Source organism: Cupriavidus sp. DF5525 (assembly GCF_040149425.2).
Taxonomy (GTDB): Bacteria; Pseudomonadota; Gammaproteobacteria; order Burkholderiales; family Burkholderiaceae; genus Cupriavidus; species Cupriavidus pickettii_A.
Map to the genome: position 1 here is coordinate 1,427,906 of NZ_CP168267.1, position 20,299 is coordinate 1,448,204.

Consider the following 20,299-nt stretch of genomic DNA (forward strand, 5'->3'; position numbering starts at 1 on the left):
GCGCATCATGACTACCACACCGCTCCATCCCGAGCCCCACGCCGATACGCCGATGCTGCTGCGCATCGCGCGCATCCAAGACGCCGCGCAAGGCATCCGCAGCTTTGAGTTCGTGCAGGCGGACGGCACCGAACTGCCTCCGTTCACGCCGGGCTCTCACATCAAGGTGCAGGTGCCCAACGGCATGCTGCGCAAGTACTCGCTGTGCAACGACCCCGCCGAGCGTCACCGCTACGTGATCACCGTGAAGCGCGACGAACAGGGACAGGGTGGCTCGAAGAGCCTGTGCGACGATGCCAGCGAGGGCGACCTGATCCCGGTCGGCTTGCCCGACAATGCCTTCCCGCTGCTGGAGGACGCCAAAGCATTCGTCTTCATCGCCGGCGGCATCGGCATCACGCCGATTCTGTCGATGATCCGCAGCTTTGGCGAGCTTTCCACCGAAAAATGGCGGCTCTATTACTTCACGCGCTCGCCCGAGAGCACCGCTTTCCTGGACGAGCTGCAGGCGCCCGAACTCAAGGGAAAGGTGAAGATCCACCACGATTTCGGCGATCCCGCCAAGGCCTTCGATCTGTGGCCGGTGCTCGAGCGTCCGAGCGACACCCACATCTACTGCTGCGGTCCGCGCGGCCTGATGGAGGCGGTGCGCGACATGTCGGGGCACTGGCCCGCCACCCGGATCCACTTCGAAAGCTTCAACGAGGGCGGCGGCGTGCGTGCCGACGACAAGCCGTTCGACGTGGTGCTCAGCCGCAGCGGGCAACGCTACGAAGTGCCGGTCGGCGCGAGCATCCTGAACGTGCTGCGCCAGCATGGCTGCAATGTGCCATCGTCCTGCGAGAGCGGCACCTGCGGCACATGCCGTACCGGGCTGGTCTCGGGCGAGGCGGACCATCGCGACATGGTGCTGATGCCGGAGGAGATGGACCATCAGGTGATGATCTGCGTCTCGCGGGCAAAGTGCGCCGAGCTGGTGATCGACCTATGAGCGCTAACGCAACCCGGGAAGTGCGCCTGGGCGTGGTCGGGCTCGGCCGGGCCTTCTCGCTGATGCTGCCTACGTTCCTCGCGGATCAGCGCGTGCGCCTCGCCGCCGCCTGCGATCCCCGCGAGGCGGCACGCCAGCAGTTCGCGCGCGATTTCAATGCGCCCGTCTATGAGGACCTGGCGGCCATGGCGGCGTCGCCAGACCTTGACGCCATCTACATCGCGAGCCCTCATCAGTACCATGCTGCGCATGCGTGCCTGGCAGCGGAACACGGCAAGCACCTGCTCGTGGAGAAACCGATGGCGATCTCGCTGGCCGAGTGCGACCAGATCATCGAGGCTTGCGAGCGCGGCGGCGTACGGATAATCGTGGGGCATTGCCACAGCTTCGATTCGCCATACCTGCACGCGCGGCAACTGATCGCGTCAGGGCGCTTCGGCGCAGTGCGCATGATCCACGCGCTGAACTACACCGACTTCCTGTATCGCCCGCGGCGCCCCGAGGAATTGCAGACGGAGGCCGGCGGCGGCGTGGTGTTCAGCCAGGCCGCGCACCAGGTCGACGTGGTGCGATTGCTGGCAGGCGCGCCCGCCACACGTGTGCGGGCGACACTGGGCAGATGGGACCCGGCACGGCCGACCGAGGGCGCCTATAGCGCCATGCTCTGGTTCGAGGACGGTGCCTACGCGTCGCTGACCTACAGCGGCTATGGCCGTTTCGACACGGACCCGTGGAACGGCGGCTTCAGCGAAATGGGATTCGCCACGCACGAGGAGGACTACGGCCGCGCACGGCGCAAGCTGGCGTCGATCGGCTCGGCGCAGGCGGAGGCGCGCCTGAAGACGGATGGCACCTACGGCGGCCCGTCGTGGCAGGCCCCGGCCGGCACGGCACGCGCGCTCGCCAACCAGCACTTCGGGCCGGTCATCGTGAGCTGCGAGCATGCCGATATCCGGCCGATGCCGGACGGCATCTGGGTCTACGCCGACACGCAGCGCGAGCACATCCCCCTGCCGGCACCGGCGGTACCCCGCTTCGAGGTCATCGACGAACTGGTCGATGCTGTCATCCATGGCCGCAACCCGCTCCATGACGGCGCGTGGGCGCGGTCCACGCTCGAGGTCTGCCTGGCGATGCTGACCTCGGCGCGCGACGATCGGGACGTAACGCTCACGCGCCAGGCGAGGGCTTCGCCACATCCGGTCGACGTATCACCGGTCGCCTGAACCCATGGCTCGCCCAAGACCACCATCCGGATAACCCTCGCGCAGCGAGCCCACGAATGCCGTCGTCAGAACGGCATCGCCAAGGGCCGCCGCATGCACTACGATCGTAAAGTGGAGACAACACATGAACCGCCCCCAAATCCGGCTTGCACGACGCAGGCTTTGCCTCAGCCTGGGCCTCGGCCTCGGCCTCACCGCAGCATTCGTTCCCGCATTGGCCATGGCCAGCACCGATGCCTGGCCCACCAAGCCCATCCGCTTTATCGTTCCCTACGCGCCCGGAGGCTTGCCTGACACCGTTGCGCGCGTTTTGTCCCAGCAACTCACCCAACGCTTGGGCAAGCCGGTCGTCGTTGACAACCGGCCCGGCGCCAATGGCGTGGTCGCCGCCCAGGCGCTCATGACGAGCCCTGCCGACGGCTACACGTTCCTGGTGACCGACGGCTCGATGATGTCCATCAATCCGGCGATTTACAAGAACCTGTCGTATGAACCCAAGCGCGATTTCGTACCCGTCTCGCTTGCCGCCAGGTCTCCGCTCTTCCTCGCCGTCAATGCACGCGTTCCAGCCAACTCACTCAACGATTTTGTCGCGCTGGCGAAATCCAAATCGGGCACGCTGAACTATGGATCTTCCGGCATCGGCAGCACCCATCACCTGTCGATGGAAGCACTGAAAACTGCCCTCAAGCTGGATATCAAGCACGTACCGTTTCGTGGCTCCGGCCAGTCCGTTCCGGCTTTGATCGGGGACCAAGTCCAGGTGGTGTTTGCTGCCTTGCCGTCGCTATCGGGCTTCGTCAAATCGGGCCAAGTCAAGATTCTCGGCACCAACTCCCTGAAGCGCTCCGCTCTTGCGCCGAAGATTCCGGCGATCTCCGAGGTGGTGCCAGGATACGACTTCGCTGTGACGGTCGGGTTGCTTGCCGCAAAGGGAACCTCGGACGCCGTGGTTAAGAAAATGGCCAACGCGGTTTCCGAGGCAGTCAATATGCCCGAGGTGGTCTCGCAGTTCCACGTTGCCGGTATCGAACCCGTGGGAGGATCCAGCGCGGACTACGCGAGGGTCATTGACGACGAGGCGGCTCGCTATGCGCAGACCATCAAGCTTGCGCATGTCGTGGCCGAGTAAGTAGCAAAGTCCATCCGACGCTATTCCTGAGCCTAATGACCAGGCTCAGGATTCACGCCAGCTGTTGGCGCTCACTAATTCTGCTAGCGGCGCCCATATGTGCGCTAACGGGCGCATCGTAGCCTGCTGCGGCCGCGACCGTGGGTGCCGCTAGTCAGAGAGCGGCGTTCCTGGCCTGCTCGATACATGGCAAGACGTTTATCGGCCGGCTCAAGCCCTTTCGCACCGCTAGCATCGCCAGTGCAGACAGCGCGGCCTGAATGCCCGTGCACTCGGCTAAAAAAACGATACCATGCTTTACTGCGTACAGATGGACGTAAAGATCCCCGACTCTCTCGCGCCGGAGCGCGCCGAGGCCATAAAGGCTGCCGAGAAGGCGCGCGCTATCGAGATCCAGAAGTCTGGCAAGTGGCCGCACCTGTGGCGCATGGCCGGCCGCTATGCCAACGTCAGCATCTTCGATGTAGACATCACCGCGCTAACGGTACCTGCAATTGGGAAATTCAAAATGGATGAAGAGCGATAATTGTGTCAAATATATTGGCTTGAAAAAATTGAAATTTTTTTACATCAGTTTTTTTCATGTAGCACTAGGCAAAAGTTTCGCAATTGCCCGCCCGCGCGGGTTCGTTTGCGGGAAACGCTGGTCGTACACGTTCCACCGTACGACAACCAGCCGCCTCGGCAGGCAGCCTGCTCATCTGGTACGGCTCCGGCAAGCGCTCCGGCCGCGCCGACGGTGCGTGGTCGACGGCATCGAGATCGGCGCAGTGCTTGAAGTCGCTCTCTGCCAGGCGCATACCTAGAAACTTTCCGAACGCATCGAGTTGAACCTGCGACGTCATTCCGGCGCTGCCGCCGATAGCCGGGCAGATGATCCACGTCGTCCCGTCTTTGGTAAAGAGGCGCAGGCGCCTGACTTGGTCTGCCGGCTGGAGTGCGTACTCTTCGCTGGCAAGCCCGCCTAGCGAGAAGGCTTCGATATATTCGTCCGTATGGCGATGGCTTAGGCAAATGACCGCCTTCGGGCGCCAGCGGGCGCGAGTCTTTGCGAGAAACCGGAAGCGTTCGCCATGTCGGCACAGACTCAAGTAGCGTGACTGTGGGATAAGTTCAGGCTGACCTCGGAACGCCTTGGACCACGTCGTTCGCCCGTCGACATGGGCAGGCAGCGGAAACAGGCTGAGCCTGAACTCGGCACCCCGTGGCGAGTAGAGATGGTGCCAGTAGTATTGTTCCCAGTCGTTGTCGCCGAGCCGAACGCGCAGCGCCTCAGCCCGCGCGGCGGCCATGATACGCGCCACGCACTGATGGCCGAACCACTTGCCCATGTCTTCCCGGTGCTGGTGGCGGAACACGGCGTCCCAAGCTGGTGGTGCCATACGCGGCTGTAGCGGTGCCACGAGTGGCTCTGACCACGCAGGGCTTCGGTCGCATATCCAGACGGGAGCCCTTGGGTTGCCTCCTTCCATGCCAACGTAGGAGGCAAAATATCGGTCCAGTTCCTGACGCGCGAACACCTGTGAATGCTGCATATTATCCCTTGTTGCTTAGTGGGACCCCCGATAATCAATGCCGCAGCATGCCGCCGCCTCCGGGGCGAACGTGCTGCTGCGGTCTTTCACAAATCTTTATTTCGCAGGCAGGGTGCGAAGGATTCAGTGCGCCGCCGGGGGCGGCATCCTTGCGCTGATCGGGTCTTTTCTAATGCCCTGAACTTCCTGCTTGAATGATGGGGCTAGACTCGTACTCGCATGCGGCGCCATCGGACATGAAAATCCAGTCATGGGGCGGCCGAACGCAATCTCGACTCGAGAGGAAACTGTGAACCTGCGCTATCCCTTAACCAAGGATAATTACTGTCATTATGTGAATTTTGCCATGTAGAAAAACTGACTCCATTGGCATTGCACGCTTAGCGACAATTGACGCCAAAGATAATATTAATATTCATCCAAACGTGCAGCTCCGCGACTTTCATTCCACTGATATAGCTATCTACAGATCTTTTTTCGATTGAATTAATTCTAACCAAATCTTCCTAACTTAGGAATTTCAATCTTCTAAGGTCTGACATAAGTGGTCTTGCTGCGATGCAATATTTTTGGGATTTTCTGTTTTCTATCCCCTCACCAGAGGGGATAGAAATGTGCTGACAGGCCCTGGAAATAGGAGGCAACTGCCATCGCCCGCGACCGTCTTCTATGAAGTGGCATCCGCCAACGCCCAACGAAGCCCTGAAGAGTGAACCCGCTCGCTAGGAACTGCCCAGCGCACCAACTACGTGCGCACCGCTCCAAAAAATCGTCCATCGGTTGGCTCGTAAGCGATGTTCTGTGGAGGATAGCTTGCAAGATGGCCGCGCCGGGGCTTGAACGACTCCTTGATCCTTCTGTCCACAAGCTCGTCTGGGTGGCCGGCTACACAACGGGTCGACAGGCGCTGAAGTGTCCACGAACCGGTCACAGGCCGCGTCGTGCAACGTAATCTCAATCAGTGCCGTGAAGATCTTGGATCTCAAACTCAGAACCCGGAGAAACGAATGCCGATCGAGCCATAGCCGTAGTACCGATCCAGCTTGCCCGCGGTCGTCGCGTTATAGAGGAATGGGATAGTGCCGACGAAGTTGTACAGCGACGCCTGGCCGCGCAGGAACACCTCCACGTTCTTCACTACCGCATACGATAGCTCCAGACCCAGCGTATGGTTGGAGCGGATCGGCGAGTTGCCATAGGTTTGCGTGCGGCTATCGACATTGCTGCGCAGCAGGTATTGGAACTGGTATCCGAGCCGCGCCGAAAATCGCTCGTACTTCCAGCGCCATGACCCGCCCAGGTTCAGATAGCCGGCCGTGTAGTTGAAATCGTCGTTGAAATTCAGCCCGAACTGGCTGGCGTCGACCGCGAACGACGCCGATTGGAGGGTAACGTTGCCCACGTTGCACGGCGCAGCCAGTTGGCCATTGGCGAGATTGTCGGAGCCGATGGCAACATTGAAATTGCAATTGCCTCGCTGCAGGCGCGTATTGATGCTGCCGATCGTCACGCGGCTGATGCCGAGCCCGATGAAGCCGGTGAGCTGGTTGCGCTCAGTCAACTCGCCGGAGAAGATGACGTCGGCCTGGGCCTGGACATCATTCGCGTTATTCACAGTGAGGCTGTTGAACGTCGTATTGCGAACCAACACTGGCGACGAGCGGTTCAGGCTGCCGGAGTGGTCGCCCCATAGTGAGAAGCGCAGCATGATGCGATCGCGAGCACCGGGCTCGGCCAGAGGGTCGTAGTGCATCGCCAACATCCAGGTATCGATCTGGTTGTGGTCTTGCCCGTAGTCAATGCCACGGCGCCAGTAGGTGGCCGACCCCGACCAGTGCGGCGAGAATTTGTAGCCCAGCATCAGCTTGCCACCTCGATAATCGCCGGCATTTTCCGACACGGACCCCTGCCGGCCGCGCAGGTTGAAGACATCTACGGTGCGATCGACCATGTCGTAGCTGGCCTCCACCCGCACCGAGGTGAATTCGCCGGTGGTGGGCTCGGCTTGCATGAACACATCGTCCGGGGCGGCACTGGCCGCACCCGCGCACGACAGGCCCAGCATCAGGGCGCAGGCGTGGTCCAGCCGGCGCTTGCGAGATAGCTGCATAGGAAACTCCGAGGCCACTGGGCAAGCCTCATGCGTGGCGCGCTCCGGGGAGGCGCACGACGCAGACACAAAAGGAACCCGGTCACCCGCGGCACAGCATTGCGACACGCGTTCGGATGACCGGGGGCCTGGCCTTCCCCATCCGGGCGGAAGGCACCACGGCGCCACTACTCGCCGGTCACGGGTTGAGCGTAACCGTCGTCTTAAGGCCGTCGCCGACCACCATCTGGGAGTCAGTCTTCACCAACGCCGTCTTGGCGAACTCCACGCCGCCGTTGACCAGCATGCCCAGCCTCACATCCCTGCCGTTGACACCGGTGGTTGTCGCAAACGTCACGGGGAACGTGCTGACCGCCTTTGGCGTGAGCGCGTCAACCTGCGCCTGGCTCAACGCCCCGGCAGACCTGAGCTTGCCAAGGAACACCGTGAACGGCAGGTTCAGCGAGCCGCCGTTGGCGCTGGAGAACAGATTGTCGGCAACGCTATTGGTCAGGCTTGCCGCGGCCGACAGGTTGCCGCTGATCCGGAACGAATACGCGGTGTTGGCCGGCACCACCGCACCCACCAGTTGTGACCCGTTAAACGTCAGCGTCACGTTCTCGATGATGACATCGACCTGATTGCCGCCGTAGGTATAGCTCAGGCCGGCGCGCACTTGCGACGGGCCGCCGTTGAAGGCATCCCCATTCTGCGTCAACGCAACCTGGATCGCGCCCAGCGTGCCACCCGTGGCCGAGATCGTGTCGGTGATCGGGTAATTCGTGCCGTTGATCGTCAGGTTTGACAGCAGCAGGGAGTTGTTCAGCCTGACCGCGTTCGCCACGCTGTTGATCGCGCCAGCATCCACCGCGCTGCCCAGGCCCACAGCTGCTTGCTGGATCTCGGCAGTATTGCCGGTCGACACTGCATCACCGAGCTCTGCCAGCTTGGTCGTGTTCGATGCATCCGTCAGCCCGTCAGGGGTCACTGCCTGGACCAGCGCCGTGGTCGTCGTGGACTGGGCGCTCGCGGTCACGACGTTGATCGATCCACCCTCCGTCAGGGCCGACAACGTCTCGGCTGGGCTGCTGCTCAGATTGATGGCCTCCAGCGCGGTGCTCACGCTTGTCACCTGGCTCGTGATCACCGGGGCGGCCAGTGCGGCCACATTGGCTGCCACGGCGCCGATGTCCGACTGGAGGCTGGCGGGCAGGCCGGATTGGGCGTTCTGTACAGCGCTAGACACCACGCTCGTAACTAACGCGCTACTGGTCAGATCAGCCGTGCCCGATGCGCTGGCCACGGCGCCGGCGACCGCCTTGGAGGCCGCTGCGGCCGTATCCGCGGGAGTAAGCGTTCCGCCAGTGCCCAGACCCGTCAGTGTCTTAGCGACGTGGTCTACCAGTTGCTGAACCACGACCGCCGCCCGCAGCGCGGTGGCGTCCTGCATCGGGTCGAGCGTGGCCAGGTCCTTGCCTGCCAGGCCGAGCCCCGTCGCGAGAGGTACGGCCTGGCCCGAGCCGAGTTGGACCGCCAGCGTGGTCAGCGGCGAGACCACCTGAATCACGCCCTCCCTATAATCCTGCGCTTGTGCCTGCAGCAATCCGGTGAACGGCTGGTTGGTACCGATATCGGTGCCGCCGGTCACTCTCAGCGCGCTCTTGGTGCAACCTGCCGGGAAGGTAAAGTCCCCGGTTGCATTCGTGGCCGCGGTCTTGTTGTCGCAATCGAGGAAGGTGACAGTCGAGCCGGACAGATAGAAGTCCACCGCCTTACCGCTCACCGTGGCAGAAGGCTGGGTAGGCGAGGACGAATCGTCGCCGCCACCGCAAGCCACCAGCGTTGCTGCGGCAGATGCCATGATGCCAAGGATGAAGATGTTCCGGGTTTTGCTTTGCACGCTGCTCTCCTGAGATCAATACTTCGATACAACGAAACATGGTGGGGAAACCTGCGACGGGATACTGCCGCCCACAGTCTTCAGCGCCCTACGCTGACTCTGGCGCCACGCACGAATTTGTGAGCGGATCCTGCAGCAGCCGCTTGCAAATCGCGCCAGCACGCAGATAAACGCATCCACCAAACCGTGTCACCCCTACTTGGCGGGGGAAAGTCAATCCGTTGCCAGCGCAGATCCCACAGGCAGGCCAGCGGGATCAACGCCCCACGCTCGCCATGACTCATGATGGCCTCGCTATCGGTTCGACTGCGCCAGTGGAGCGTCCGGGAAAATCGTCCGGCTGCAGCCAGCGCGTGATGTACTGCCCCATCGCGTCAAGCAACACATCGGACATCAGTCCCGCTGCGCCAGCCAGTGGCGGACAGATGAGCCACGTGGTGCCGTCTCGCTCGAGCACGCGCAAGGTCTTGGGCTGATCGGCGGGCTGCAGGACGTGGTCGGTGGCGCGCACCTTCGCGAGAGCGAACGCCTGCACGAAGTCGTCGGCGTGCCGCTCGCCCAGGCATATCACCACCTTTGGCTTCCAGCGTCGGCGAATCGCATCGATGAAGGCGAAGCGCCGACCATCGCGGCAAAGGTCAAGGTAACGCTGCTTGGGCAAGAGCTCCGGCTGGCCGCGAAACGCCTTCGACCACGGCGTCTGGTTGATCAGGCGCGCGGGCAGCGGAAACAGACTGAGCTTGAACTCGGCGCCGTGCGGCGCGTACAGATGATGATCGAAGTAATGCCTCCAGTCCTGCTCGCCTATGGCCTTCTTGAAGACCTGTGCGCGCGCTGCTGACATGATCCTGGCAATCTTCTGGTGCGATTGCCAGCGCTCCATGTGGTGGCGATACTTGTAGCGGTATGCAGCATCCCATGCGCCAGGTTGTACATGCGGAGCCAACGGGGCCAATAGCGACGCCCCGCTTGGATGCGGGGCGCTATCGCAGAACCATACTGCAGCGCCCGGGTTGCCGCCTTCCATCCCTACGTACGACGCGAAATAAGAATCCAGCTGCTCCCGCGTGAATACCGTATGTGGCTCTGTCTTCTTTCTCATTTCATTACCGCGGTTGACTGAAGGATGCACGGATGCCGAGCCGCATCAACTTTTCATGCGCATCCCACGAACTTCGGCGGTCCCGAATCTGCTCGCGAACGTTTTTATTCTCACCCCCAGTGCGAGGGGTGCGCTGCCTTCTCGCTTCCCTCCTTGAGCGGGGTAACGCTCAAGTCAGTTGCACGGCATCTTCGCGCGCGAAAATCGACGAGGGCCATCGCGAATAGCAGGGGACAGCTTCAACACGAAGGCAACTCGACCAAGCCCGGGCTTTCCCTTCTCATGAAGGGTACCGACGCATTTCGCTGCATCGCACTATTCGCTCCTGAAAACACGGAGCACGCCGGGGCCATCAGCGCACCGGCAGTAAGAGAGCGTTGCAGTTCCATGGACGGCCCTCAAGGATGCGGCCAGTGGCCGGTCAGCAGCTGACCGCTGCCACGCCATGGAACCGGCTGCCGCGAAGCAGTCCCGCACGACTCTGCTTTGTTCACACCATGAGCATGCGCAAAGACGATGCATGCCAACGTAACGAGCCTGGCCGCCACTATGCGCGGACTGCAAGTTCGGAGGAGACAACAAGGGCATGGGCACTCGCTTGAGCGCCCATTACTCGAACGCTTCTGGGGGAAGCAATTGGGTATCTATCGCGATATGTTTGCCAGGCACCACGATCAGCTCGCGCTGATGGCTCGCCTGCTCGACGCCGGCGCCATCTGGCTTGCGGCAATCCTGGCCAGTGAAGTGCGGTTTGCCACTGCGCACGCGCCGATCCACCAGTTCATCCAGTACTTTGGTTGTGCGATCGCCTTCATCGTGCTGCCAGGGTTCGACGTCTACACGTCCTGGCGTGGCCGCAGCCTGATCTCACTCGCTGCGCGCCTGCTGTCTGCGTGGAGCCTGGCCTGGCTGGTGAGCCTGCTGCTGACCTACCTGCTTCACCAGGCCGATTCGCTGTCCCGCTTGTGGATGGTGTACTGGTACGCGTTCTCGCTGGCCGGCCTGCTGGGCTTGCGTGTCGTCAGCCGTGCCGTGCTCAACCTGCTGCGCGTTGCCGGCGCCAACAACAAGCGCGTGATCATCGTGGGTTTCGGCCGTACCGGTCAGGAGATGTACCGCCGCGCGACCGCCAGCCACACCACCGGATTCAAGATCAGCGGCATCTATGCCCCGGAAGGCGAATCCACGCCAGAAGGACGGCCCCGCATCACCGACAGCGCCCACATCGCGGATTTCGCGCGCGAGCGCGGGATTGCCGAGATCTGGCTCACCCTGCCGATGAGTGAGTATCGCCTGATGCAGGAAATCGCCTTCTCCTTGCGCAACGACTTCATCGACATCAAGTGGATGCCGAGCGTGCTCGACTTTGACCTGCTCAACCACAACGTCGGCAACTTCCTGGGCATGCCCGCGGTGGAAATGAACAAGCCACCCTCGCTCGGCGTGCGGGGCACCATCAAGGCGATCTTCGATCGCGCCTTTTCCGCGCTCGTGCTCATCGCGCTGTCGCCGCTGTTCCTGCTCATCGCCATTCTGATCAAGCGCGACTCGCCGGGGCCAGTCTTCTTCAAGCAGGAACGCCTCGGCATGGATGGGCGCGTCATCCACGTCTATAAGTTCCGCAGCATGAAGGTGCATAGCGAGCACGGCGTCGTCACGCAGGCCACCAAAGGCGACAGCCGCGTGACGGCAATTGGCGCTTTCCTGCGCCGTACCAGCCTGGACGAACTGCCACAGTTCATCAACGTGCTGAAGGGCGAAATGAGCGTGGTAGGCCCCCGGCCGCACGCCATGGCGCATAACAATATGTACAAAGAACAGCTGGACTTCTACATGCTGCGCCACCGCGTCAAGCCCGGCATCACGGGCTGGGCCCAGGTCAACGGCTATCGCGGCGAGACCGACACCCTGGACAAGATGGCCAAGCGGGTGGAGCACGACATCTTCTACATACGGAACTGGTCATTCTGGTTGGACCTGCGAATCATCTTCTGGACCGCGTTCCGGGGCTGGGTGGGAAGCAACGCTTACTGAGGCCAGCGGCCACATCCCGATAGGCAATCCGATGCGCAATCCGATGCGCCCCTGAAACGCACCTTAAAACGCACCTTAAAACGCAACCCGATGATCAAAGTCCTGCATGTGACCGAATGCCTGGGCGGTGTCGAGACTTACCTCCACCTGCTGGCATCCCATATCAATGTCGAGAACATCAGCTTCCACTTCGCCCTGCCGAAGCAATGCTCCATCTCGGCCATTGCAGAAGCGCGCAACTTTGGAGTCAGCTACGTGCCGATTCCCCGCAAGCTCGATCCGGTGAACGACTTGAAGGCGGCGCTCAGGTTGCGGGCGCTGGTGAAAGGCGTTGCACCGCAGATTGTTCACCTGCACAGTTCGAAAGCGGGACTGGTGGGGCGGCTGGCGTGCGTCGGATTGAACGTGCGCGTTGTCTATACTCCCCATGCCTATTACTACCTCGGTCTGAGCGGGATCAAGCGGCGCGTGTTCCTGATGGCGGAGCGGTTGCTGCATCGTCTGACGGACGTGGTACTGGCGACCTCTCCGTCGGAGCGCCATCGGGCCATCCATGAGGTCGGGCTGCCGCAAGAACGCGCGCATTCGATACTGAATGCCGTGGAGCCACGACTGCCGCCGGTCAACAGGCGGCTGGCTACCGGCGTCAAACGCGTGATCATGGTGGCGCGCATCAGCCGACAGAAGAACATCCCCATGTTCCTGGACGTGGCCAAGCTGTTCCAGGGGCGCTCGGACATCGAGTTTATGCTGGTTGGCTACGGCCACTATGAGGATGACCGGGCTACGCTCGATGCACTGCTGCAAGAGCGCCGCCTGGTCGAGGGCAAGGATGTGACGACCATCGCGTGGATGAGCCGCTCCGATCTGCTGGCGCTGATGGGTTCCGCCGCAGTCGTGGTGCTGACCTCGCACTACGAAAGCTTCGGCTACGTGCTCGCGGAGGCCAATGCCCTGGCCATCCCAGTGGTCGGCACCGACGTCGACGGCATCAAGGACATCATCGTCGATGGCAGCAACGGCTTCATCGTTCCGGTTGACGATGCCCCCTCCATGGCAAGCTGCATTGAAGCCATCGTCGGGGACGCCAAGCTCTGGCAAACCATGTCCGAGCGAGCCGCGTCGCGTGCGAAGTCCGAGTTCAATATCGTGACCCAGGCCAGGAAATTCGAATCCTTCTATTCACGCGAAGTCCTTGCCTAGCGCGGCCACCGACTCTGCTGGTCAGGGCGGCACCGCGCCGCCTGCCAAACTGACCAGCAGAATCGCCCCATTGGCAAGCTCAGCATCGGCCTGCCGCATCGCCGAGCAAGGCCGCGCCCCGGTGGACGTCCCCAAGGCCCGGACCTTGCAGCCCTCCGCCCTTCCTTTGTCCAGTTCCTCGAGCATCATGGCCTTGCTTTGTGGTCCCCAATAGATGCGGTGGACCGCGCCCTCCTTGCGCAGGGTCAGGACGAAGCTTCCGTTACGCTCGCGCCACTCCGCATCCTTCGCACCAACAAGGACGCCCAGCAAATCGCGCAGCACGGCAATGACGGGCTTTTCCGACCCATCCGCCCGCAGCAGACCGAAATTTGCCTCTCGGTCCCACCGGGCCTCGCCCCGATCGCGCCACGCATAGATGCCCAGCATGGGCACTTCGGCAATGACGCCGGAGAGCACCTGCCTGGCGATCAACGCGGCCTGCGTTGCCTCACTGCGCACCGGAAGGTACGAGGCATAGCCCCATTCGCTGACAATCAGCTCGGCAAACGGACGTGTTGAGTTGCGGACCCGGCCGCTCAGTTGCCGATAGTCCTGCAAGAGCGTCTCGGGCATGGCCCGGTATGGATGAATGCTCAAGCCCTTAAAGCAGCTCAAGCGCGGATCCGTCAGCCATCGGGAAAATGACAGCTCCGCGGCCGGGTTCTCTGGCCTCGGCAGCCGCGCAAGACCGAACATGTAGAGAGATGGCAGCGGAGCGATGCCCTGCTGCGCCAGCACGTCGCAAATCCTGCCGGCGGTCGAGATCAGCCGTGAGATTGGTACCGAGGGATGCAGGAAGGTCCGGTTGTCCGGCTCGTTCCAGAACTCGTACGACAGATCCGGCCCTTTGTTGCGCCGCATGAACTGGACTGCGAACTCGGCGAACTTGGCCTCATTCGCGTCACTCGAACCGTCTTCGCCAGTATCCCCCCAGATAAACCGTCCGCCGTAAAGCGTGATCAGCAGGTGCAGGCCGGCCTGGCGCGCCTGGCCAATGACCTGCAAGTAGCGCTGCGGCGTCAAATGCCCCTGGACCACCTCGGGCCGCACGCCGAAGCGCACAAGCGAGAATCCCAGGCTCTTGATCGTGGTCAGGTCGCGATAGGACACCGTGGCGGGATCGATCTGCACGGCAAAGGCCGGCATCGATGCAATCCGCCTCGGCGCCTCGCGCAGTCCGGCGTGCGCCTGCTGACAAAGCAACAGACCAAACACCGCCACGTGCGCTGCCAGGGCCAGCGCGCGCGCCAACGCACGGCCGCGCAAGCCCCTATTCGAGGCCATGCCTGCGAAGCACGCCCATTGCGAGCGCACCAGTCTGGATCAGCGCAATGGTGAGGAACGACACCAGCATGATCTGCGCTGCCACGAGGTAGTCGAGCTGAGGATAGCGCCATGCCCCAAGGCCGATTCCTGCCAGCAGGCCGATGCTCGCAGCAAGGAAAATGGCGCGGGCCATGTCGAAGGATTTCAACAAGGTTCTCAGACACATGACGACGGCGAACACGATCGGGAACAGCGAAAAGAAGCGCACATCGAGATCCCCATACGCCGCGCCGAACAGCATGACGACGAGGTGATCGCCGTACAGCAGCAACAGCACGCTCAGCACACCGGCCAGCGCGACGCCGCCCAGCACGAATATGACAGACGTCTTGGTCAGCGTCAGGGCGTCGTCCTGCTTGAATGAGGCCGCAAACTTGGGCATCAAGTGATAGCCAAGCGCCATCAGGATATATTGGGCTGGCAGCAGGACCGTCAGCAGAATCCGGAATTTTGCCGAGTCGGCAAAGTGTCCCAGCGAGCCCAGCAGCACGACCAGGCCCGGGCCGACCAGCCAGCTCATCAGCTGTGCGCTGGCTGAACTTGCACCAAATGCCAACCACTTCCGCGGGGAGGCCGGCCTTCCCGAGATAATTTCGATCCGCCCATCGCGCTGGATGGCACCGGCCCCGAGCAGCGTGGGGAGCAGGATCGCAGCGGCCAGCATCAGCATCACCGCGGGCGCCTGCTGTATGTTGGACGCCAGGCCAATCATGGCAACGCCGCCACCGATCAGCGTGTGGCAGACCAGCAGCCCGGTATAGCCTCTCGCCTTCGCGCCTGCGGTCCGGAGCACCCAGTATGCGGTGTAGCTGGCGAACAGCACGGCGGCCGCCGCACAGGCCGAGGTGCTCAGGCCATGCCCGTACAGGTAGAGGATCGAACCCGCAGTGACCGGAAACACGGTTAGCACGGCAACCTCCATCGAGAAGCCCACGCGGAACTTTATCCCCTCAATCAGGGCCGGCTCATGAAGGAAGGAGACATAGAAGATATTGATAAACACCACCAGGGACAGCACAACCGCAACCAGGCCGTAGCCAGCCACGTCCATAGACCGGGCGAGCGCCACGTTAATGCCGAACTGCACTGCCGTGTACGCGGCCTGTTCGAACACCGCGCCAAGCGCTGACAGCATGCGGCGCATTATTGCCCTCCCTCACGCGAAGGCGCCGCCTTGATCTCTGCCTGGGGCGCCGACGATGGGCTCGGCATCGCCAGCGTCTGACCGAAAAGCAGGGACAATCCATGCGTAATGTCGTGGTCGAGCCGCGCCGATCGTTTGAACTGTGCTGCGCCCAAAGATCGAGCGTACGCCAGCCTTTCGATCAGGTCGTCAGCGCAGGCCGTCTGCCGCACCGCGAAATCACCGCGCCCGCTCAGCCTGAAGAACGAGGCGACCTTGGTGTCCCAGACAATGCCAACGGACGGCACACCGAAACTGAATGCGATGATGTTCGCATGCATTCTGTGGCCAACCATGCTCTGACATCCCGCAATGATCGAGACCAGTTCCGCCGGGGATCTGGGCAGGATGAAGTCAACACCACCAACGCCGAGCCGGTCGCAGACCGAAGTCGCCGCGATATTGTCTTCCTCCGCGCCGTTGGTGAACAGCACAACACTTTGGCCGCTGCGCCGCAGTTTGGTCACCAGCTCCACGAACATGCCCATGCCCCGGCCCTGCTCCGATACGGTGGCCAGATCCGCGTTGTAGTTCAGTGATTCGACGTCCGATACACAGATACCCACATCCCAGCGCTTTTCCAGCCCCTTGTCCGCATAGAGGGCCGAGCTCAGGATGGCGGGGTCGGGAATGATGGTGACGTCGGAACACGTGCCCCCGGCGACGCGGACAAGATTGCGACGGGAATTCTCGTCCCTGACGGAGATGAATTGCGGTGTCGCCTGCTTTATGAATTTTGAGAGGAGATATCTCCCCACCTTGGACCAGCTGCCCGCCACGCCTACCGATACCAGGGCGACCGTCGCGTTCTTCCCAAGGCACTGGGCCAGAAGGTAGAGCTTTAAGGGGAAATTGAGGTCTACATCGCACAGTAGTTGACCGCCGCCAATCACGACGACATCCGCGTCGGCCAGTTGCTGCTTCCATCTGGCGCGCCACAGCCGCCGGTATTTCATCCAGATGGCAAGGGTCAACGCAGGAATCCGTGCCCAGCCAGGCAACCTGGAGAACACTCGCATCAGGCGTCCCTTCTTCAGTGAGCTTTCACCGAGCTGGGTGCGTCCCGCGATGTCGAGGTAACTGATGCGACAACCCGGCAAGGTCTGACGGATCAGGAAGCCCAGTGTTTCGGCGATCACGGCATCGCCGAGGTTGTCACTGAACGGCACCGCACATATGACGACGTGCTTCATCTTGATTGGCCGAGGGCAAAGTTAGCAGAGGAATGAGAAACAAGCTGACCGATGTGAGATGGCGAACATAGCTTCCCAGGTCCGGCTCGAATATGAACTGCACCAGGATATGCGCCACAATCAGCGTGGCAAACCAGCGGCGTTTGCGGTATTCCTCACCCGCCGGTAGCGTCCCGGACAAGCCGTGCAGGGCTACGCGGATTATCGCAAAGTGCATGAGCATCATGGCAAGATCGACCGGCGCGCGAAAGCTGATCACCGGCAACACAAACATGGCGGCCGCATACAGGTAATTGACGATGAAATTGACACCCGAGGTAGGCGGATAAAGATTCCAGATCATCGTTCTGTTGTCGCTACCGATGCTCAGCGCGTAATTGTTGGAGATATCCCTGGGCGACTGGAGGATGTACAGGATCTCGGAGGGCGCTACCAGGATCGCGCCTAGTAGGCAGACCAGCACGACGCCTTTCCATGCCGGGGTAAGCCGTGCCGACGCGCGGATGCCGAGCGCGAGCACCAGGATCATTGCGTAATAGTTCCGGATGAATAGGGCATAGCATCCGTAGAACACGATGCTCATGACGACGAGGCCGCGGGAAGACACCGACCGGGACATGCCGCATGCGACAAGAATGATCGACATGGCGATCACGACGGTCTCCTTGCCGGGTGCGAGTAGGTTCAGCAGCATGCAGGGCAGGACGAACAGCCAGCGCGCAGCCAGGTCACGCAAGCTCGCGACGCGGCTCGACGCCACCACGAGGTAGGCAACGCCAACGCTGGCGGCGACGACGTTCACATACTCCGGGCCAAAGAAGGAAAACACCCTTGCGGTGGCGGCGAAGGAATCGTCGAAGTTGGACGAGCCGGTTACGAGGAATTCCAGCATCTTGTTCGAATCGGTCACCCACTTTTCAGGAAGCGATTCGCGACCGAAGAAATAGATTGTCAGATAGAGAAGGCTCAACAGCATGCTGGCGACGGTGGCCAGCCCACGCTCCGCAAGCATCCAATCGCGATCCAGTTTCGTGGCGTGCATTTCGATCTCTTGCTATCGGAGTGTCCCGATGGCCAACGCGTTAAGGTTTCACGATTTCTCGCTTTGGGAGTAGCCGTAGTAGGCATAGCGGTAGCGCCCATATTTGGAACCGTAGCCATAGCGGAAGGCATTGGCATCGAGTCCATTGAAGATCACCCCTTTCACGCTCACATTGACCTGCCCCAGTTGCTTGGCACACTCCGATATCTCCCCAATCGAACTCTTGCCAAAGCGCGTGACCAGGAAGACCGTGCCGCACCGCTCAGCCAGAATTGCCGCATCGGCGACGGCCAGCACCGGAGGCGTGTCGATCATGAGCAAGTCATAGCGGTCGCTGAGGCCTTCGAGCAACTTGACCATGCGCTCGTTGAGCAGGAGCTCAGCTGGATTGGGGGGTATCGTCCCTGTGCCGATGAAGTCGAGCCCCTGGACGACGTCGCGGTGAATGACCTCTTCCAGTGTAAGCTTCCCGGCCAGCACGTCGGACAAGCCGGGCTCCCGGTCCTTGCCAAAATATTGATTCAGGTAGCCCTTGCGCAGATCGGCGTCCACCAGCAAAACGCGCTTGCCGCCCGACGCCATCAAGGCCGCCAGATTGACCGAGACGAAGGACTTGCCCACCCCGGCGGTCGCGCCGGTCAGCAGCACGCGGTTGTTGGTCGCATCCAGCATGGCAAACTGCAGCGATGTCCGCAGGCTGCGCAGGCTTTCCACTGATGGCTCGTTCGGATAGCGATCCGCCAGAAGATACTGGCCTCGCTTACGCGAATGGATTTCCTTGCTGAGGGTTATCTGGTGCTCGGACTGGGGAACGGTGGCATACACATTGAGACCGGTATGTTCCTCGATATCCTTGGGGTCCGTAATCCCACCGAACAGGGCGTTGCGGACAAAGGCCACCACCGCGCCCGCCAGGACGCCAAGCATCGCAGCCAGGACGATGACGAGGGCCTTCTTGGGCTTGACCGGCTCTTCGGGCACCGGCGAGCTATCCACAAGGCGCACACTGCCAACCTTGCCGGCCTTCACCAACTTGAGCTGCTGCATATTGTTCAGCATGCCAACGTAGAGGTCATTGTTGACCTGGACGTCGCGCATCAGGCGCAAGGTATCCTGCTCCAGATTGGGCAACGCTTTCACACGACTGGCGATCGATCCCACCTTCGCACCGAGCGCGGCGATCTGCTGGTCTATGGCCTGCATGGAAGGATGACCTGGCGCAAAGCGCGTCACAAGCTCGGCACGCTTTTGCTTGAGTTCGAGCAGCGAGGTTTCGGCCGTCACGCTCTCCTGCAGGAATGCCTTGCCCTCTTCGCTGAGATTGAAGGTGCCCCGCTCATTGCGCATGGCGTTGTATTTGACTTCGGCACGTTCGAGCTCACCCTTCAACTGCGGCAGCAGATTGTTCAGGAAGATCAGGGACTTTTCCGCTTCCGCCGCCTTGCGATTGATGTTCTGCGCCACGTACGCGTCACCAATCTCGTTCAGAATGGCTGCGGTCAACTTGGCATCATTGCCTTCGAGCGAGGCGCCGATCATGCCGCTCTGCTTGCCCTTCTCCGCGATATTCAACTGAAGCTGCAACTGCTCCAACGTCTTCAGGCGGGAGTTGCGCACAAGGTTAAAGACAATGCCGGGCTTCGCCTTCAGTGCGCTCACCAGCAGCCGGATCTTGCCAACGCCATGCTCCGCCTCGACGGTTTCCCCCACACGGCCCTCGATAGGCTTATCAAGACTGCTCTGCTCCAGCCTGTAGCGCCCATCGCCCAGGCTCACCAGTATAAAGCTCTCGCCTTGCAGCTCCTCGGGGACGTCGAACGTGGAAACCGCGATGGAATCCGAACCCCAGGCGTATCCCCCCATGCCAAACAGGCCCGGCTCGGAAAGCCCCTTCGACTGGCTTGCGATCCAGGCCCCGAGCAGAGGGAAATACTTCGGCTTCGCATCGATATAGAGTCGCAGATTGTCCACTGCCTTGCCGACAATCATGCGCGAGCGCAAGATCTCGATTTCCGCGGTCGCCTGCGTCTTGACATCGAATAGCGAGGAAACGTCGCCCAGCAGGCCATTGGGACTGTTCTGGCTGTCCTCAACCTGCACGAGGATGTTCGCCTCGTAAATCGGCCGCGCCAGGAACGCGTAGGCCACACCAAGCGCAAAGATGGCAATGCCAATCGCCGCAATGAGCCAGCGGCTTGCCACGAGTACGTCCAGATAGCGAACGAGTGCGATCTCTTCCGACTGACTGGGCGCCACGACAGGAACGTAAGTGGATTGGTTCATTGGAGGCAGGACAGTATC

Annotated in this window: 15 protein-coding genes; 6 read left to right on the top strand and 9 right to left on the bottom strand. The window is 61.5% G+C overall.

Annotated elements, in window-relative coordinates; all coding sequences use genetic code 11:
• The first annotated feature begins 7 nt into the window (after positions 1–7).
• The 4 genes from ABNX08_RS41170 (at position 8) to ABNX08_RS41185 (ending at position 3,875) form a co-directional block, all read left to right on the top strand.
• Complete coding sequence (locus ABNX08_RS41170) at positions 8–991, top strand: PDR/VanB family oxidoreductase (RefSeq protein ID WP_349605773.1); 984 nt, start codon at positions 8–10, stop codon at positions 989–991.
• Positions 988–2,217, top strand: coding sequence for a Gfo/Idh/MocA family oxidoreductase (locus ABNX08_RS41175; protein ID WP_349605772.1), 1,230 nt, complete (start codon positions 988–990; stop codon positions 2,215–2,217). The genes ABNX08_RS41170 and ABNX08_RS41175 overlap by 4 nt, the downstream gene beginning before the upstream one ends.
• Before the next feature lie 124 nt (positions 2,218–2,341).
• Positions 2,342–3,349 carry a tripartite tricarboxylate transporter substrate binding protein gene (locus ABNX08_RS41180; RefSeq protein WP_349605771.1) on the top strand — a complete coding sequence of 336 codons (1,008 nt, stop codon included), beginning with the start codon at positions 2,342–2,344 and terminating at the stop codon, positions 3,347–3,349.
• Between the two features lie 292 nt (positions 3,350–3,641).
• Positions 3,642–3,875 carry a muconolactone Delta-isomerase family protein gene (locus ABNX08_RS41185; RefSeq protein ID WP_349605770.1) on the top strand — a complete coding sequence of 78 codons (234 nt, stop codon included), beginning with the start codon at positions 3,642–3,644 and terminating at the stop codon, positions 3,873–3,875.
• A gap of 64 nt (positions 3,876–3,939) precedes the next feature.
• On the opposite strand, the gene ABNX08_RS41190 is transcribed toward ABNX08_RS41185, so the two are convergent.
• From ABNX08_RS41190 to ABNX08_RS41205, 4 genes are all read right to left on the bottom strand, one after another.
• Positions 3,940–4,680, bottom strand: coding sequence for a transcriptional regulator (locus ABNX08_RS41190; protein WP_349605769.1), 741 nt, complete (start codon positions 4,678–4,680; stop codon positions 3,940–3,942).
• 1,192 nt (positions 4,681–5,872) lie between these two features.
• Positions 5,873–6,994 (bottom strand): hypothetical protein, encoded by a 1,122-nt coding sequence (locus tag ABNX08_RS41195; RefSeq protein WP_349605767.1) that lies wholly within the window; start codon positions 6,992–6,994, stop codon positions 5,873–5,875.
• A gap of 178 nt (positions 6,995–7,172) precedes the next feature.
• Positions 7,173–8,873, bottom strand: a complete 1,701-nt coding sequence (locus ABNX08_RS41200) for a hypothetical protein (RefSeq protein WP_349605766.1) — start codon at positions 8,871–8,873, stop codon at positions 7,173–7,175.
• Between the two features lie 280 nt (positions 8,874–9,153).
• Positions 9,154–9,975 carry a transcriptional regulator gene (locus ABNX08_RS41205; RefSeq protein ID WP_349605765.1) on the bottom strand — a complete coding sequence of 274 codons (822 nt, stop codon included), beginning with the start codon at positions 9,973–9,975 and terminating at the stop codon, positions 9,154–9,156.
• Between the two features lie 654 nt (positions 9,976–10,629).
• Here ABNX08_RS41205 and ABNX08_RS41210 point away from each other — a divergent pair.
• Positions 10,630–12,009, top strand: a complete 1,380-nt coding sequence (locus ABNX08_RS41210; protein WP_349605803.1) for an undecaprenyl-phosphate glucose phosphotransferase — start codon at positions 10,630–10,632, stop codon at positions 12,007–12,009.
• Between the two features lie 108 nt (positions 12,010–12,117).
• A complete protein-coding gene (locus ABNX08_RS41215) occupies positions 12,118–13,212 on the top strand; it encodes a glycosyltransferase (RefSeq protein ID WP_374063760.1) in 1,095 nt (364 codons plus the stop codon).
• A 21-nt stretch (positions 13,213–13,233) separates the two neighbouring features.
• Here ABNX08_RS41215 and ABNX08_RS41220 read toward each other — a convergent pair whose 3' ends face one another.
• Genes ABNX08_RS41220 through ABNX08_RS41240 form a run of 5 tightly spaced genes read right to left on the bottom strand, consistent with a single transcriptional unit; the run spans position 13,234 to position 20,281 of the window.
• On the bottom strand, positions 13,234–14,520 hold the full coding sequence (locus ABNX08_RS41220) for a hypothetical protein (RefSeq protein ID WP_349605763.1): 1,287 nt from the start codon (positions 14,518–14,520) through the stop codon (positions 13,234–13,236).
• A gap of 4 nt (positions 14,521–14,524) precedes the next feature.
• The gene (locus ABNX08_RS41225; RefSeq protein WP_349605762.1) at positions 14,525–15,724 is read right to left on the bottom strand and encodes a polysaccharide efflux transporter; all 1,200 of its coding nucleotides are present in this window, start codon (positions 15,722–15,724) and stop codon (positions 14,525–14,527) included.
• Positions 15,724–16,956 (bottom strand): polysaccharide pyruvyl transferase family protein, encoded by a 1,233-nt coding sequence (locus ABNX08_RS41230; protein ID WP_349605760.1) that lies wholly within the window; start codon positions 16,954–16,956, stop codon positions 15,724–15,726. Before ABNX08_RS41230 ends, ABNX08_RS41225 begins: the two co-directional genes overlap by 1 nt.
• A complete protein-coding gene (locus tag ABNX08_RS41235) occupies positions 16,919–17,998 on the bottom strand; it encodes a hypothetical protein (protein ID WP_349605759.1) in 1,080 nt (359 codons plus the stop codon). Before ABNX08_RS41235 ends, ABNX08_RS41230 begins: the two co-directional genes overlap by 38 nt.
• Before the next feature lie 48 nt (positions 17,999–18,046).
• Positions 18,047–20,281: a polysaccharide biosynthesis tyrosine autokinase gene (locus ABNX08_RS41240; RefSeq protein ID WP_349605758.1), complete on the bottom strand. Its 2,235-nt coding sequence runs from the start codon at positions 20,279–20,281 to the stop codon at positions 18,047–18,049.
• Positions 20,282–20,299 lie beyond the last annotated feature (18 nt).